Annotated in this window: 17 protein-coding genes; 7 read left to right on the forward strand and 10 right to left on the reverse strand. The window is 59.5% G+C overall.

Annotated elements, in window-relative coordinates; genetic code table 11:
• Positions 1-14: 14 nt before the first annotated feature.
• Entirely contained in the window at positions 15-1,157 is a 1,143-nt protein-coding gene (gene earP / locus AB4O11_RS28735) for an elongation factor P maturation arginine rhamnosyltransferase EarP (RefSeq protein ID WP_460129697.1), read from the reverse strand.
• A gap of 124 nt (positions 1,158-1,281) precedes the next feature.
• Between earP and AB4O11_RS28740 the strand changes: the two genes are divergently transcribed.
• Both AB4O11_RS28740 and AB4O11_RS28745 read left to right on the forward strand, forming a co-directional pair.
• Positions 1,282-1,689: a hypothetical protein gene (locus tag AB4O11_RS28740; protein ID WP_460129699.1), complete on the forward strand. Its 408-nt coding sequence runs from the start codon at positions 1,282-1,284 to the stop codon at positions 1,687-1,689.
• A 2-nt stretch (positions 1,690-1,691) separates the two neighbouring features.
• The gene (locus tag AB4O11_RS28745; RefSeq protein WP_034155245.1) at positions 1,692-2,174 is read left to right on the forward strand and encodes a GreA/GreB family elongation factor; all 483 of its coding nucleotides are present in this window, start codon (positions 1,692-1,694) and stop codon (positions 2,172-2,174) included.
• Positions 2,175-2,183: 9 nt separating this feature from the next.
• Here the strand turns inward: AB4O11_RS28745 and cysB are convergent, their stop codons facing one another.
• The 5 genes from cysB to AB4O11_RS28770 form a co-directional block, all read right to left on the reverse strand.
• A complete protein-coding gene (gene cysB, locus AB4O11_RS28750) occupies positions 2,184-3,158 on the reverse strand; it encodes an HTH-type transcriptional regulator CysB (RefSeq protein WP_003183769.1) in 975 nt (324 codons plus the stop codon).
• 113 nt (positions 3,159-3,271) lie between these two features.
• The gene (locus tag AB4O11_RS28755; protein ID WP_016985500.1) at positions 3,272-3,775 is read right to left on the reverse strand and encodes a universal stress protein; all 504 of its coding nucleotides are present in this window, start codon (positions 3,773-3,775) and stop codon (positions 3,272-3,274) included.
• A 97-nt stretch (positions 3,776-3,872) separates the two neighbouring features.
• On the reverse strand, positions 3,873-4,778 hold the full coding sequence (locus AB4O11_RS28760) for a 5'-nucleotidase (protein WP_093435175.1): 906 nt from the start codon (positions 4,776-4,778) through the stop codon (positions 3,873-3,875).
• Positions 4,779-4,808: 30 nt separating this feature from the next.
• Positions 4,809-5,765 carry a putative 2-dehydropantoate 2-reductase gene (locus AB4O11_RS28765; protein ID WP_460129701.1) on the reverse strand — a complete coding sequence of 319 codons (957 nt, stop codon included), beginning with the start codon at positions 5,763-5,765 and terminating at the stop codon, positions 4,809-4,811.
• The gene (locus AB4O11_RS28770) at positions 5,762-6,148 is read right to left on the reverse strand and encodes a thioredoxin family protein (protein ID WP_093435180.1); all 387 of its coding nucleotides are present in this window, start codon (positions 6,146-6,148) and stop codon (positions 5,762-5,764) included. Before AB4O11_RS28770 ends, AB4O11_RS28765 begins: the two co-directional genes overlap by 4 nt.
• Here AB4O11_RS28770 and AB4O11_RS28775 point away from each other — a divergent pair.
• Together AB4O11_RS28775 and AB4O11_RS28780 are read left to right on the forward strand one after the other, a co-directional pair.
• Entirely contained in the window at positions 6,147-6,590 is a 444-nt protein-coding gene (locus tag AB4O11_RS28775) for a PilZ domain-containing protein (protein ID WP_099756854.1), read from the forward strand. The genes AB4O11_RS28770 and AB4O11_RS28775 overlap by 2 nt on opposite strands.
• Positions 6,591-6,733: 143 nt before the next feature.
• On the forward strand, positions 6,734-7,810 hold the full coding sequence (locus AB4O11_RS28780) for a 3-deoxy-7-phosphoheptulonate synthase (protein WP_007908583.1): 1,077 nt from the start codon (positions 6,734-6,736) through the stop codon (positions 7,808-7,810).
• Between the two features lie 60 nt (positions 7,811-7,870).
• Here the strand turns inward: AB4O11_RS28780 and AB4O11_RS28785 are convergent, their stop codons facing one another.
• Positions 7,871-8,152, reverse strand: a complete 282-nt coding sequence (locus AB4O11_RS28785) for a GNAT family N-acetyltransferase (protein WP_003226804.1) — start codon at positions 8,150-8,152, stop codon at positions 7,871-7,873.
• Positions 8,153-8,790: 638 nt separating this feature from the next.
• Between AB4O11_RS28785 and oprI the strand changes: the two genes are divergently transcribed.
• Positions 8,791-9,042: an outer membrane lipoprotei OprI gene (gene oprI, locus AB4O11_RS28790; RefSeq protein WP_003199355.1), complete on the forward strand. Its 252-nt coding sequence runs from the start codon at positions 8,791-8,793 to the stop codon at positions 9,040-9,042.
• A 126-nt stretch (positions 9,043-9,168) separates the two neighbouring features.
• Here the strand turns inward: oprI and AB4O11_RS28795 are convergent, their stop codons facing one another.
• The 3 genes from AB4O11_RS28795 to AB4O11_RS28805 form a co-directional block, all read right to left on the reverse strand.
• Positions 9,169-10,140, reverse strand: a complete 972-nt coding sequence (locus AB4O11_RS28795) for a L,D-transpeptidase family protein (RefSeq protein WP_460129703.1) — start codon at positions 10,138-10,140, stop codon at positions 9,169-9,171.
• A gap of 198 nt (positions 10,141-10,338) precedes the next feature.
• On the reverse strand, positions 10,339-10,632 hold the full coding sequence (locus tag AB4O11_RS28800) for a hypothetical protein (RefSeq protein ID WP_007908575.1): 294 nt from the start codon (positions 10,630-10,632) through the stop codon (positions 10,339-10,341).
• 57 nt (positions 10,633-10,689) lie between these two features.
• The gene (locus AB4O11_RS28805) at positions 10,690-11,295 is read right to left on the reverse strand and encodes an arylesterase (RefSeq protein WP_460129705.1); all 606 of its coding nucleotides are present in this window, start codon (positions 11,293-11,295) and stop codon (positions 10,690-10,692) included.
• A gap of 10 nt (positions 11,296-11,305) precedes the next feature.
• Between AB4O11_RS28805 and AB4O11_RS28810 the strand changes: the two genes are divergently transcribed.
• Together AB4O11_RS28810 and AB4O11_RS28815 are read left to right on the forward strand one after the other, a co-directional pair.
• Positions 11,306-11,989 (forward strand): ABC transporter ATP-binding protein, encoded by a 684-nt coding sequence (locus AB4O11_RS28810; protein WP_007908572.1) that lies wholly within the window; start codon positions 11,306-11,308, stop codon positions 11,987-11,989.
• Entirely contained in the window at positions 11,989-14,493 is a 2,505-nt protein-coding gene (locus tag AB4O11_RS28815; RefSeq protein WP_460129707.1) for an ABC transporter permease, read from the forward strand. The genes AB4O11_RS28810 and AB4O11_RS28815 overlap by 1 nt, the downstream gene beginning before the upstream one ends.
• Positions 14,494-14,496: the final 3 nt, after the last annotated feature.

Below are 14,496 nucleotides of genomic sequence, written 5' to 3' on the forward strand. Positions count from 1 at the left end.
ATCTAGGCCGCGTATCATATCCAATTTAGGTAAAACTGTACCAGCGCTGCGGCAAGATCGGCCTGCAAGCCTTGTTCCAGACACCACGCTTCGGCATTTTCCTGCAGTTCTGGCCAATGATTGCGGACTTCGAGCCAGTGTTCACCGATAGGCTGACCGGCGCTCCAGGCTCGCCACAGACCGTTCATCGCCTCGGCAGCGGCCGATGACAGACCTTTTGTGTAAAGCGCGAGGAAGGCATCAAGCTTGTCCAGATGGATGTCTTCGTCCTGCTGATAGATGTGCCAGAGCATCGGCCGCCCCGCCCACTGCGCCCGCACAAACGAGTCCTCACCACGCACCGCGTTGAAATCACAGCACCAGAGCAAGTGGTCGTATTGATCCTGACGGACGAACGGCAACACCTGCACGGTCAACGACTGACGCACATTGATCTCGCCCACCGTCAGGGCTTCCACCCCGAGCCAGCGCGCCACGTCGCCAAGAATCCGCCCTTCCGGCACCAACAGGTGAGTCGGCGCAGCGTCCGCCGCCAAAACGTCCAGCCAACTGGCCAGCCCGGCATTCTCGTAGGCAAACAACGAAATCAGCTGGGCGTCAGACGCAGGAGCGATCCCGAGACCTTGCAGGAATTGCCGTTGAGCTTCGGCATCCTGTTGAAACTGCCGAAGCTGCTCGAGCAAGCCGCGCTCACGCAACAGCCCGCCAGTGCCTGGCTGGAATCCGGGAAAGAAAAAGAACTTCTGCACCGATTTGTATTTGACCGACGGCAAGCCGTGACAACCAATCACCCAGTCTTCGGCGCTGAGATAGTCGAGGTTCATCCACAGTGGCGGCTGCTCGCGCGCAGCCATCGCATCCATGTAGTCAGTGGGCAACTGACAAGCGAACGCTGCAATCACCACATCCGCCGCCTCTGTGTGCACCCAGTCAGCCGGCCAGTGCCGCACTTCAACGCCTTGTTGCGATTGCTGTGCGGCGTTGATATCAATCGCCGGGCAAATGCGTTCGAAGGCGCGCAGATCATCGACCCACAAGCGCACCGCCAAACCATGCTCAGCCACCAATTGCCGAGCCAGACGCCAGGTCACGCCGATGTCGCCAAAGTTGTCGACCACCGTGCAGAAAATATCCCAGCGGGGTTTCAATTGCGGCATTCAAGACTCCCGTTGGCAAAAGCTGCGATTGTCCGCATAAATCACCTCGCGCAGAAGAGCCGACGGCGATTAATCTTCGTGCGACAATCGCCACTTGCCCGCAATCATCCGCCAGGAGGCAGCCATGCCCTATCGCCCCAATCCGCGTCGCCCGTTGCCTGTTCAGCTTAGCCCGCTGCATTTGACCGGCAGCATTGCCCTGGGCATGTGGCTGGGCTTTGTCGCCATTGCGCTGACCTGCTGGCTGCTGTCGCACTTTTTGCTCAAGGAGCAATTGGCACCGGTTGCGCAAGCGGTGCAGCAACTGGCCAATCCACCGGTCGTGCAGGTGCAACCGGACATTCCTCCGCCGAGCCCGCAGTTCCAGCAGTACGAAGAAAACCTGCGCAAGAACGAACAACAGGCACGTCTGGATCAGGCACGCGGCAGCACGCGTAACCTGTCCAATCCGAAATGCCAGTTCTGGCTGCAACAGGATCAGACGGCCCCGAGCGAGAAAAGCCGCGCCAACGTTTTGCAATTCTGCGATTGATCATGAATAAGCACATCGTCCACCAACTGATTCTCGACAAACTGCGCATCGACCTCGACATCGCCGAACGCGCCGCGCAAACCGCTTACGAAACCGCGACGCACGAAGAAAACATCGCCGAAAACAAGTACGACACGCTGGGTCTGGAAGCGTCGTATCTGGCAGCCGGGCAAGCAAAACGGGTCGAGGAAATCCGTCAGTCTTTGGCGTTGTGCCAGAACCTGACGCTGCGGGCCTACGATGAAAACCGTGGTATCGAAGTCGGTGCCCTGCTCGGCCTGGAGGACGAAAAGGGTCGCGAGCAATGGCTGTTTCTGGCGCCGGATGCAGCAGGCCTGAAAGTCGATGTGGTCGGTCAGCCGATTACCGTCATCACTCCGCGCTCGCCGCTGGGCAAAGGTCTGCTGGGCAAGTGCGAAGGTGATGAGGTGGAGATTCTGGTGGCGGGCACTCGGCAACAGTTTGCTGTCACCGAGGTACTCTGAGGCAACTGATCAGTGAACGGGTAGCTCGACGCCGTCGAACAGCTCTTCCAGTTCCTGCTTGTTGTGGCACTGAATGGCTTTGGCCATGACTTCCCGAGTCAGATGCGGGGCGAACTTCTCGATGAAGTCGCACATGAAGCCGCGCAGGAAAGTACCGCGACGGAAACCGATCTTGGTCACGCTCGATTCGAACAATTCACTGGCATCCAGCACCACCAGATCGTTGTCGAGCTTGGTGTCGACTGCCATTTTAGCGACGATGCCCACGCCCAGACCCAGACGCACGTAAGTCTTGATCACGTCGGCGTCGGCGGCGGTGAACACCACTTTCGGCGTCAGGCCGCGATGGCTGAAGGCTTCGTCGAGTTTCGAACGGCCGGTGAAACCGAACACGTAAGTCACGATCGGGTATTCGGCCAGCGCTTCCAGAGTCAGCTTTGGCAACTTGGTCAACGGATGGCCCTGCGGTACGACCACGCAACGATTCCAGCGGTAGCACGGCATCATCACCAGATCGCCGAACAGCTCCAGCGCTTCGGTGGCGATGGCAAAATCCACAGTGCCATCAGCGGCCATTTCGGCGATCTGCATCGGCGAACCCTGGTGCATGTGCAGCGCCACGTCCGGGTATTGCTTGATGAAATTGCTGATCACCGGCGGCAGTGCATAACGTGCCTGGGTGTGGGTGGTGGCGATCGACAGGGTGCCTTTCTTCTCGTTGGAGAATTCCTGGGCGATCTGCTTGATGCTTTCGACCTTGCGCAGAATCTCACCGGCGGTGGTGATGATGCGCTCGCCGGCCGGGGTCACGCGGGTCAGGTGTTTGCCGCTGCGGGCAAACACTTCGACACCGAGTTCGTCTTCCAGCAGGCGGATTTGTTTACTGATGCCCGGTTGCGAGGTGTAAAGGCTTTGGGCTGTAGCGGAAACGTTGAGGTCGTGGTGCGCCACTTCCCAGATGTAGCGCAATTGTTGAAGCTTCATATGAATCCCTCAAAGCAGGTAGACGCCACGGGCATCAGCGACGGTATATAACTATATTAATGGTTTGAATAATAAATCTAGAACTTTTTTATCAAAGCGCCATTATTCCTGCCTTAGCGATCCTCCCGCCGCCGCCGCTCCACTAACGGCACCAGATAAACCGGCACCTTGGCCAATTGCAGGACCCGCGCCGCCGTGCGCCCCAACGGCGTTTCCGCGCCCACCCCATGGCTATGACTGCCTACGATCAGCAGATCGACGGAGAGTTTCTGCACCTGGTCGAGAATCACCTGCGACGGATCGCCCTGCAGCACGCGCACGGCGCGAATGCGCTGCAGATCCTGTTCGCCTTCATCCCCCAGTTCTTCGCGAAAACTGTCCAGCACCCGCTGCTCGATATTGGCGATGACTGTTTTCAGACCCTGACTGTGGAATTCGTTCAATGCCTGCTCGTCGAGATAGCTCTGCAACACCGATTCGGCAAACAGCCCCATCGGCTCCACCGCATGCACCACGTACAGATCGGCATTGAACGTTCGCGCCAACGCCAGGGCATGCTGCATCACTAACGGTGCGTACAGACCGAGGTCAGTGGCATACAGCATCGAACGAATCATATGACCTCCTCGCGTGCCAACATGGCGGAGATTTGATTCAGCTTAGCAGTGCCTTGGCGACTACGACGGGCGACGCAACGTCTTGAAGCACAGGGCTTTAGATGGACGGCTCATTGCTGATGCCGTGAGGCACGTGACCGGTGGCGACCACTTCGCGGGCGAGTTCGCAGTGACCGGCCTGATCGTCGAAAAACACGTCGGCGGCGAAGGCTTCAAGGAACGCCGATTTGGTCAGGCCACCGAGAAACAGTGACTCGTCGAGACGAATGTCCCACTCGCGCAAGGTGCGGATCACCCGCTCATGGGCCGGCGCCGAACGTGCAGTGACCAGCGCCGTGCGGATCGGGCAATCGTCATCGGGAAACTCGCGCTGCAACAGATTGAGCGCCGCCAGAAAGCCCTTGAACGGCCCACCGCGCAACGGCTCGCGAGCCGACTCACGCTCCTTGGCCTGGAACGCTTCGAGCCCGCCGGACTGATAGACGCGTTCCGACTCGTCGGAAAAAATCACTGCGTCGCCGTCGAAGGCGATGCGCAATTCGTCACTGGCCGCACGACTGGCACCACCGGACAGAATCGTCGCCGCTGCGAATCCGGCATCCAGCGCCGCGCGTACGTCTTCGGCATGGGTCGAAAGAAACAGGTCGCAACCAAAGGCTTTCAGATACGGATACGGACTGCGCCCGCCAACAAACGCCGCGCGGGAAATCGCCAGACCGTAATGGTGAATCGAGTTGAATACGCGCAGGCCGGTGTCGGCACTGTTGCGCGAGACCAGAATCACCTCGACCCGCGCGCGGCCGAGGCGACTGTTGAGTTTCAGGAGTTTTTCCACCAGCGGAAAAGCATCGCCAGGTGCGAGGATTTCGTCCTCATGCTCAATCTGGTATTGCCGATAGGCTTCGACACCGCTCGACAGGTAGACCTTGTGGCTCTCGCTCAGGTCGAACAGGGCACGCGACGAAATCGCCAGCACCAGTTTGTCATCGATGTTCTTGGCCATGCTTTCCCCCGCCCCTCACAAAAAAACGACCTAAACGTTGCGCCGGTCGATAAAACGTAAATTACGATACAGCGCTTCGATGCGCGGCAGCTCACAGCCCGCCGCTTTGGCCGCTGCCAGTGGCCGAGCGTAAATCGCCTCCAGCTCCAGCGGTCGCTTATGTAAAAAGTCGTGGTACATGCTCGGCCAGTAGTCGGGCATTTTCTCGGTCATCATGAACAGGTAATCGGCGTATCCCGGCGGTATGTCCTGGCCGCAGGCCTTGGCACCCTGCACCACTTCGGCCATCAACGCCTGGATCTGCATACGGCTGTCGGCGTCCGCCATCAGCGGCGTGGTGCTGGCGCCGAGCAGTACCGAGAGTCCATTGTAGGGGATGTTCCACACCAGTTTCTGCCAGCGCGCCTGGTGCAGATTGGCCATCGCCTGGGAATCGATTCCGGCGGCGCGGAACAACCCGGCCCCCTCCTCGACGATCGCCATGCGTGCAGCGTCAGCGCTGAACGGACCACTGTGGTAACCGACGTTCACCGCGCCCAAGGCTTGGTGGGTAACTTGTCCAGGCCCCTCGCGATGCACGCAGATCAGGCACAAGCCACCCAACAGGTGCAGGGAATCGGGAAGCAGCTCACGCAAGCCATCTTCGACGTCGAGACCGTTTTGCAGCACCAGCACTTTCGCATCCGGTTTGGCCGCTTGAATGATCGACGGAGCCAGGCCGGCGTTGCTGGTAGTCTTCGCCCCCACTAACAGCCAGTCGCACTTGGGCATGTCTTCGGCGGACGAATAGGCCTGCGCCGGATGCAACGTCAGCGGGCCATGCACCGCGCTGTTGATTTGCAAACCGCGCTCAGCCACCGCCGAAAACTCGCTGCGCAACAAAAAGTGCACATCGAAACCGGCGCGCGCCAGCATCACACCGTAAAAACCACCAATTGCGCCGGTGCCGATGATCCCTACGACCGGTTTATTCACTGCCCCCATCATGGCAACTCCTCTGCAATTCGCCCCAGTGCCTGCGCCAGCGCCGCGTTCAACGCATCGGTCGTCAGGCGCGTGTGCAATGCCCCAAAGAACTCGCCGTCGCGCACCACGAACAACGCCGGTAAATGAAAGACCTGATAGCGCTCGACCAACCCGCCGTTGTCGCCGGCATCGATCCAGCACAGACGATCAATCCCCAGCGCCATAGCCGGCAACACTTCGCGGGCATATCGGCAACTGGCGCAGCCGACGCTGGTGAAAATCACCAGCGAAACGCCGCTCATCGCCAATAGCCGTTGGTCGGCGTCGAAATCGGTCAGTTCGGATTCGACCACTATACTGGGGGAAACAATGTCAAATGGCTGACACAGGGAGTCTGTGCTCATGGGACGTTTCATTCCTCATCCGGACGAGGTGCCGGTTGAATTAACCTTGCTCAAGCCTGAGTGTATTTCCAGGCAACAGCTGCACACTATCAGCCTCGGCGGCATCGCTTGCAATTACCACCGTGCCTGGCGCCATGGCACGGCGCTGCAAGTGCGCATGCCGTCACTGCATGCCGACATTTGTTACCCGGGCTACGTGGCGTGGTGTCTGCGGCGCAAAAAAGGCTATCTGGTGGGCATCGCGTTTACCGATGAGCAGACGCTGTTCAGTGCGCGAATGGGTGAGCAAGTGTGTCAGATCGAGCGCTACTGCCGCATGCATGACACCCACGATGACCTGCAAGAAATTCAGGCGGTGGCCCTGCAATGGGTCGAGCAACACGCCGACGAGTTCTCCCACGACAGCGTGCGCAAGGCTTTCGCCCAGCCAGTACTGGACTGACGCTCTTCTCTAAACCGTTACATGCCCATTGTCGAGCAGGCGCTTTACGCGCTAAGGTTCCGCTCCCCGACGCGCTTAAATCTGCTGTGCTCCGCCGCGCGGGGATCGCTGGCGGCCGGCACCCGTGACCTGACGAGTAAACGATGGCTGATTTACCGATCAACGACCTAAACGTCGCCTCTAACGAGACCCTGATCACTCCCGATCAGCTCAAGCGTGATATTCCTCTGAGCGATGCTGCCCTGCGCACCGTCACCAAGGGCCGCGAAGTCATTCGCAACATTCTTGATGGCACCGACCACCGTCTGTTCGTAGTGATCGGCCCGTGCTCGATCCACGATATCAAGGCTGCCCACGAATACGCCGATCGCCTCAAGGTGCTGGCTGCGGAAGTCTCCGACACCCTGTACCTGGTCATGCGCGTGTATTTCGAGAAGCCACGGACCACCGTGGGCTGGAAAGGCCTGATCAACGATCCGTACCTGGACGACTCGTTCAAGATTCAGGACGGCCTGCACATCGGTCGTCAGTTGCTGCTGGATCTGGCCGAAAAAGGCCTGCCGACCGCGACCGAAGCCCTCGACCCGATCTCCCCGCAGTATCTGCAGGACCTGATCAGTTGGTCGGCCATCGGCGCACGTACCACTGAATCGCAGACTCACCGTGAGATGGCTTCCGGCCTGTCCTCGGCCGTCGGCTTCAAGAACGGCACCGACGGCGGTCTGACTGTGGCGATCAACGCCTTGCAGTCGGTGTCCAGCCCGCACCGCTTCCTCGGCATCAACCAGGAAGGTGGCGTGTCGATCGTCACCACCAAAGGCAATGCCTACGGTCACGTGGTGCTGCGCGGTGGTAACGGCAAGCCGAACTATGATTCGGTCAGCGTTGCCCTGTGCGAGCAGGCGCTGAACAAAGCGAAGATCAAGCCGAACATCATGGTCGACTGCAGCCACGCCAACTCCAACAAGGATCCGGCCCTGCAACCGCTGGTGATGGAGAACGTCGCCAACCAGATCCTCGAAGGCAACCAGTCGATCATCGGCCTGATGGTCGAAAGTCACCTGAACTGGGGCTGCCAGGCGATTCCGAAAGACCTCGCCGACCTGCAATACGGCGTGTCGATCACCGATGCCTGCATCGACTGGTCCGCTACCGAGAACACCCTGCGCAGCATGCACGCCAAGCTCAAGGATGTTCTGCCAAAACGCCAGCGCAGCTGATACGCGTTTTACAGGCATAAAAAAACGCCGGGCAATGCCCGGCGTTTTTGTGTGTGCGATTCAGATCTTGGCGGCGCGGCGCTGATGACGCTCCATGTAGCGCTCGACGTAGGAGCAAGACGGGATCACCGTGTAGCCCATTTCTTCGGCGTACTGCAGCGCGCTTTCGGTCAGCGCTGCGGCAATGCCACGGCCACGCAGGGCGTTGGGCACAAACGTGCGATAGATATCCAGGGTCTGTTTCCCCAGATCCATATAGGTCAGGTAGGCACGATGACCGTCCACATTGGTCTCGAACTGATGACCAGCCTGGTCATGGTGGATGGACAACGCCTCGCTCATCACTACTCCTCGCGGGTCTTGAATTCTGACCCCTACCTTACCGATGTTTTTCCGGCGAAGGAACATCTACGCCACCCCGTGCCTGATGGACACCGAGAAGAGCCACACCGATCTCGCGCAACCTGGCACCTGATAAATAGTAGGCACCATTGGCAAAAATGCTCAAGGTACGCTCGTCATCAAGCGGGTTGACGGGGGTTGCTCCGATGGACGCAGGGTGGGCCTGGAAGAAGATCTTGCCAAACCGGTCACCTGAACATTGCCGGATGTTGAGACTTAAGACGTGCAGCCTTTTTTAAAGTCACCTCAACATGGACAAAGATAAGCGAAGCAGCACGCAAATTCGGAACAAAAGTGTCGACGTATTCATCTAGAAAGACTTTAGCCAAGACTGCAAAAACAGCACGTGGCAACGGGAACTTTTTCTCATTAACTCGCTCAGCTCGGGGCTTGTAGCTGTATATTTTTTAAACAGCGCAGTTAAAAGTTGCTCGAAAAAGAATCAACGCCTACAATTTTTTTTGCTTCTTGCCTTACGTCAGTTTACTTACTACAAGTAATGGGTAGTATGTACGCCGGCTATTTCCTCAATCGTGAGGAGACAGCCACTTAATTGAAAGTCCTTGAAGGGGAACACGATGAACAACGTTCTGAAATTCTCTGCTCTGGCTCTGGCCGCAGTTCTGGCTACCGGTTGCAGCAGCGCATCGAAAGAAACCGAAGCACGTCTGACCGCTACTGAAGACGCAGCTGCTCGCTCCCAGGCTCGTGCAGACGAAGCTTACCGTAAAGCTGATGAAGCTCTGGCTGCTGCTCAAAAAGCACAACAGACTGCTGACGAAGCTAACGAGCGTGCTCTGCGCATGCTGGACAAAGCTAGCCGCAAGTAATAATCCTTCGGGGTTGTTATCGAGCCGACCCGATTTTTCGGGTCGGCTTTTTTGTGCCCGATGCTTTTGCCCGGGCAATAAAAAACCCGCCGGCGCTGTACGCATCGGCGGGCCTTTAACCTCGACTTACTGCTGCAAGTCGATCGGTGTACTCGAAACCATCGGGGCCGAGGCACTCGGCGTGCCGATTTCCGTTGGCAGGCCATCTTCGGCCGCGACCACATCACGCACCACATCCCAGTTCACCCGCAGGTTGCTGGTGACGTCTTCACGCTTGAGCATCGCGTTGATCACCGCAGTGTGCTTGTCGACCACCGACGGGTTGCCCTTGTCGTCGATCGGCGTGTGCGCTTCCAGATAAACCTTGCCGCCACTGCTGCCGAACTTGTAGGCATCGTTGAGGATACGCACCGACGTGCCTACCGGCACCATGCTGGCCATTTCCAGCACGTTATTGTTGAACATGCGGAAGCAGCCGTGACTGGTGCGCATGCCGATACCGAATTTCTTGTTCGAACCGTGGATCAGGTAACCCGGCGTACCCAGGGTGAACTTGAACGGGCCCAACGGGTTGTTCGGGCCGGCCGGCACTACGTTTGGCAGCGGATCACCGTCTGCGGCGTGTTCAGCCTTGATCGACGCTGGAGGCGTCCAGGTCGGGTTTGGCGTTTTGGCGATGATCGAGGTGTGGGCGATTGGCGAGCCCCAACCCTCACGACCGATACCCAGCGGGAACGTGTACACCACGTTGCGGCCTTTCGGGAAGTAGTAGAGGCGGTATTCGGCAAGGTTGATAACGATGCCTTCGCGCGGGCCCGGCGGCAGAATGAAGCGGGTCGGCAAGACGATTTCAGTGCCGGCACCCGGCAACCAGGCATCGACGCCCGGGTTGGCCGCGACCATCTCCGAGTAGCCCAGATCGTACTTCGTGCCCAGATCGGCGAAGGTATCTTCGTACTTGGCTTTGATCACCTGCACCTGACCGATGATGTCTTCACCGGGTGGTGGCAGGGGAAACTCCAATGCAGCAACGGGACCGGCCACACACAGGGCGGCAAGTGACAGGCAGCGGGTGACGGCAGGAAAGCGCGGCAACATCCGGAAAATCCTTCGCATGATCAACAAGGGTATAAGAGCGCGATTGTACACCGCACTTTGAATATTCGGGGAGATCACCCCATTGCAGGCGACAAGGTGTTCCAGGTGGGAGCGAGCTTGCTCGCGAAAGCAGTGGGTCAGTCGCCAAAAATGTTAACTGACTTGGCCTCTTCGCGAGCAAGCTCGGCTCCCACAGAATCAGAGCTCGAAACGCAGCTCCGGCCAGATCGGCGAGGTGCCGCGCTTCTGCGATTCCAGAATCGCCCGGCACAGCGAGCACAGGCGCTGATCCTGAAACACCCGGCGATCAACGCTCGACCAGCGCGGTTGCGCCGGCAGCAAGCTGCCGCACAGGGTGCGATCAGCCGAACCACCGAGTTCGAGTTGACGGGTCACCAGATGCACCCGCACTTCCTGGCAGGCGAACAGATCCAGCTGTTCGTCAGGCTCGATCAGTTGGTAGGCAAACAGGGACCAGGCAGAACGCGACATCGGGGGCTCCAGATAAGGGGGCGCCACATTAGCCGAAAGCCTGTCCTTAGAAAAGCCTCATAACAGCGGTTTTAGCGTCGGCCAGACATTTTCCAGCAACTTGCCCTGAGCCCCGGCTGCCGGGTGCAGACCATCGGCCTGCATCAGGTCCGGATGACCGCCCACACCGTCGAGGAAAAACGGTACCGTGGGGATCTTTTTATCGTTGGCGAGTTTGCCGTAGACCTCGGCGAAGGCATCGGTGTAACGCTTGCCGTAATTGGGCGGCAGTTGCATGCCGAGCAGCAGCACCTTGGCCCCGCTCTGACGCGAGCTGTCGATCATCGAGGCAAGATTTTGTTGCAATTGAGTTGGCGGCATTCCACGCAAGCCATCGTTGCCACCCAGTTCGAGGATCACCAGTTCCGGCTTATGCTCTGCAAGCAGCGCCGGCAGCCGTGCCTGGCCTCCGGCGCTGGTGTCGCCGCTGATGGAGGCATTGACCACTTTGTCGTCGAAACCCTCCTGTTTGAGCCGTTGTTCGAGCAACGACACCCATCCCAAGCGGGTATCCAGTCCGAAACCGGCGCTGATACTATCGCCAACGATCAGGACAGTACCCGCCGCTGCGTTCTGGGCCATGCACATCAAGGCCAGGCCAGCACTCAAAAACCACACACGCATCGGATTCTCCATGGGCGCAAGCATTCTCACCGCGAAGAACCTCAGCAAAGTGGTTCCCAGCGCGGAAGGTGAACTGACTATCCTGCACGAACTCAGCCTGGAACTGAACAAGGGCGACAGCCTCGCCATCGTCGGCGCGTCCGGTTCGGGCAAATCCACCCTCCTCGGCCTGCTCGCCGGCCTCGACTTGCCGAGCAGCGGCGAAGTCATCCTCGCCGGCCAGGGCCTGAGCAATCTCGACGAAGACCAGCGTGCACGCATTCGTGCCGAGCATGTCGGCTTCGTCTTCCAGTCCTTTCAGTTGCTCGATAGCCTCAACGCACTGGAAAACGTCATGCTGCCGCTGGAACTCGACGGCCGCAAAGATGCGCGTGAACGGGCCACCGAATTGCTCCAGCGCGTCGGTCTCGGCCAGCGCCTGACGCACTCGCCGCGCCAGCTCTCCGGTGGCGAGCAGCAACGTGTGGCCATTGCCCGCGCCTTCGCAGCCGAGCCTGACGTGCTGTTCGCCGATGAACCGACCGGCAACCTCGACAGCCACACCGGCGAGCGCATCAGCGACTTGCTCTTCGAATTGAACAAGGAACGCGGCACCACCCTGGTGCTGGTGACACACGACGAACGCCTGGCCCATCGCTGCCGGCGCCTGATCCGTCTTGAAGCCGGGCTGTTGGTCGCCCCTCTGGAGCCTTGATGGCACGTTTGCCGCTGTTGCGTCTGTTCAGTCTCGCCATACGCCAACTCATGCGCGATGCCCGCGCCGGGGAATTGCGTGTGTTGTTCTTCGCGCTGGTGGTGGCGGTGGCGGCGAGTACCGCCATCGGTTATTTCGGCGCCCGCCTCAACGGCGCCATGATGCTGCGCGCGACCGAATTTCTCGGTGCCGATCTGGTGCTGGAGGGCAGCTCGCCAGCCCGTGAAGAACAGATCAGGAGTGGCACCGAGCTGCGTCTGAAGCATGCGCAAGTGGTGGAATTCTCCAGCGTCATCGCCACCGACAATGGCATTCAGTTGTCGAGTATCAAAGCCGTCGACCGTGCCTATCCGTTGCGCGGCGAACTGAAGAGCGCACCCGCGCCGTTCGCCACCGAAGAATCTGGCGGCGAACCGCAACCCGGCGAAGCCTGGGTCGAGGCACGCCTGCTGACTGCACTGGATCTGAAAATTGGCGACAGCATCGATGTCGGCATGAAGACGTTGAAACTGGCCCGAGTACTGACGTATGAACCGGATCGCGCCGGCAACTTCTATAGCCTCACGCCGCGAGTCATGATCAACCTCGACGACCTCGCGGCCACCGGCGTGGTGCAACCCGGCAGCCGCGTGAGTTACCGCGAGCTGTGGCGCGGTGAACCGCAGGCGCTGGAAACTTATCGACAACTGATCAAACCCGGGCTCGCCGCGAATCAGCGGATTCAGGACGCCCGCGATGGCAACCGGCAGATCGGCGGTGCACTCGGTAAGGCCGAGCGCTATTTGAATATGGCCAGTCTGGTCGCCGTCTTGTTGGCCGGAGTGGCGGTGGCATTGTCGGCCAACCGTTTCGCCAGTCGCCGTTTCGACGCCAGTGCCTTGCTGCGCTGCCTCGGTCTGTCGCGGCGGGAAACCATGGTGCTGTTCAGTCTGCAGTTGACTGTACTCGGGCTGTTCGCCGCACTCAGCGGTGCGCTGCTCGGCTGGCTGGCGCAACTGGGCCTGTTCGCACTGCTGCATGATTTGTTGCCAAGCGACGTTCCACCGGGCGGTGTGTTTCCCGCCGTTGCCGGGATCGGCACCGGGCTGGTCGCCTTGGCCGGGTTCGCCTTGCCGCCACTGGCCGCATTGGGTCGTGTGCCGCCGCTGCGTGTATTGCGCCGCGACATGCTGCCGATTCCGTCGAGCACCTGGATGGTTTACGGCGCAGCATTAGGCGCCCTCGGCCTGATCATGTGGCGCCTGAGCCTCGATCTGCTGCTGACATTCGCCTTGCTCGGCGGTGGCGTGGTCGCCGCGTTGGTATTGGGCGGTTTGCTGTTGTTGCTGCTGCAAAGCCTGCGGCGGATGCTCGCCCGTGCTTCGCTGCCATGGCGCTTGGGCCTGGGCCAGTTGCTGCGGCATCCGTTGGCAGCGGCCGGTCAGTCGCTGGCCTTCGGCCTGATTCTGCTGTCGATGGCCTTGATCGCCCTGCTGCGCGGCGAATTGCTCGACACCTGGCAAAACCAGTTGCCGAAAAACGCGCCGAACTACTTCGCCCTGAATATTCTGCCGGCAGATAAACAGGCTTTCACCGATCACCTGATAAAAGTGTCCGCGCAAGCCGCACCTCTTTATCCGGTCGTACCCGGCCGATTGATCAGCATCAACGGCGAAGCTGTGCAGCAAATCGTCAGCAAGGATTCGGCAGGCGATCGCGCTGTGCAGCGCGACTTGAGCCTGACCTGGGCGGCGGATTTGCCGGCGGGGAACAAGCTCACTGCCGGTGAGTGGTGGAAAGATCAGCCAACCGACGGTGTTCCCGGCGTATCGGTGGAAGGCAAAGTCGCCGAAAGCCTCAAGCTCAAACTCGGCGATCACATGGTGTTCAGTGTCGGCGGGGTCAACCGTGAAGCGAAGGTCACCAGCCTGCGCGAGATCAACTGGGACAACTTCCAGCCGAACTTCTTCATGATCTTCCAGCCCGGCACCTTGAAGGATCTGCCGGCGACTTACCTGACCAGCTTCTATCTGGCCCCCGGCCATGATCAGCAGATCGTCGAACTGTCGCGCGCATTCCCGGCGGTGACCATTCTTCAGGTCGAGGCCCTGCTGGAACAACTGCGCAGCATCCTCGCCCAAGTCACTTTGGCGGTCGAATATGTGTTGTTGTTTGTGTTGGCGGCGGGTATGGCCGTGCTGTTTTCCGGTTTGCAGGCAACGCTGGATGAACGTATCCGCCAAGGTGCACTGTTGCGTGCATTGGGCGCGGAGCGGCAGTTGCTGATCAAGGCGCGGCGCATCGAATTCGGCCTGCTCGGTGCAGTCAGCGGATTACTCGCCGCGATCGGCTCGGAAGTGGTGAGTCTGGTGTTGTATCGCTACGCGTTCGATCTGCCGTGGCATCCGCATCCGTGGTTGCTGGTGCTGCCGTTGATTGGCGCGGCGTTGATTGGTGGTGCCGGTGTATTCGGTACGCGTCGGGCACTCAACGCAAGTCCACTGACAGTGTTGCGTGAGGGTTGATAG

This window comes from Pseudomonas sp. H1_D05, from assembly GCF_054682705.1.

Excerpts from the sequence above, each read along its gene's own strand:
- earP (WP_460129697.1), bottom strand. The coding sequence starts at position 1,157 with ATGCCGCAATTGAAACCCCGCTGGGATATTTTCTGCACGGTGGTCGAC.
- AB4O11_RS28740 (WP_460129699.1), top strand. The coding sequence starts at position 1,282 with ATGCCCTATCGCCCCAATCCGCGTCGCCCGTTGCCTGTTCAGCTTAGC.
- AB4O11_RS28745 (WP_034155245.1), top strand. The coding sequence starts at position 1,692 with ATGAATAAGCACATCGTCCACCAACTGATTCTCGACAAACTGCGCATC.
- cysB (WP_003183769.1), bottom strand. The coding sequence starts at position 3,158 with ATGAAGCTTCAACAATTGCGCTACATCTGGGAAGTGGCGCACCACGAC.
- AB4O11_RS28755 (WP_016985500.1), bottom strand. The coding sequence starts at position 3,775 with ATGATTCGTTCGATGCTGTATGCCACTGACCTCGGTCTGTACGCACCG.
- AB4O11_RS28760 (WP_093435175.1), bottom strand. The coding sequence starts at position 4,778 with ATGGCCAAGAACATCGATGACAAACTGGTGCTGGCGATTTCGTCGCGT.
- AB4O11_RS28765 (WP_460129701.1), bottom strand. The coding sequence starts at position 5,765 with ATGATGGGGGCAGTGAATAAACCGGTCGTAGGGATCATCGGCACCGGC.
- AB4O11_RS28775 (WP_099756854.1), top strand. The coding sequence starts at position 6,147 with ATGGGACGTTTCATTCCTCATCCGGACGAGGTGCCGGTTGAATTAACC.
- AB4O11_RS28770 (WP_093435180.1), bottom strand. The coding sequence starts at position 6,148 with ATGAGCACAGACTCCCTGTGTCAGCCATTTGACATTGTTTCCCCCAGT.
- AB4O11_RS28780 (WP_007908583.1), top strand. The coding sequence starts at position 6,734 with ATGGCTGATTTACCGATCAACGACCTAAACGTCGCCTCTAACGAGACC.
- AB4O11_RS28785 (WP_003226804.1), bottom strand. The coding sequence starts at position 8,152 with ATGAGCGAGGCGTTGTCCATCCACCATGACCAGGCTGGTCATCAGTTC.
- oprI (WP_003199355.1), top strand. The coding sequence starts at position 8,791 with ATGAACAACGTTCTGAAATTCTCTGCTCTGGCTCTGGCCGCAGTTCTG.
- AB4O11_RS28795 (WP_460129703.1), bottom strand. The coding sequence starts at position 10,140 with ATGTTGCCGCGCTTTCCTGCCGTCACCCGCTGCCTGTCACTTGCCGCC.
- AB4O11_RS28800 (WP_007908575.1), bottom strand. The coding sequence starts at position 10,632 with ATGTCGCGTTCTGCCTGGTCCCTGTTTGCCTACCAACTGATCGAGCCT.
- AB4O11_RS28805 (WP_460129705.1), bottom strand. The coding sequence starts at position 11,295 with ATGCGTGTGTGGTTTTTGAGTGCTGGCCTGGCCTTGATGTGCATGGCC.
- AB4O11_RS28810 (WP_007908572.1), top strand. The coding sequence starts at position 11,306 with ATGGGCGCAAGCATTCTCACCGCGAAGAACCTCAGCAAAGTGGTTCCC.
- AB4O11_RS28815 (WP_460129707.1), top strand. The coding sequence starts at position 11,989 with ATGGCACGTTTGCCGCTGTTGCGTCTGTTCAGTCTCGCCATACGCCAA.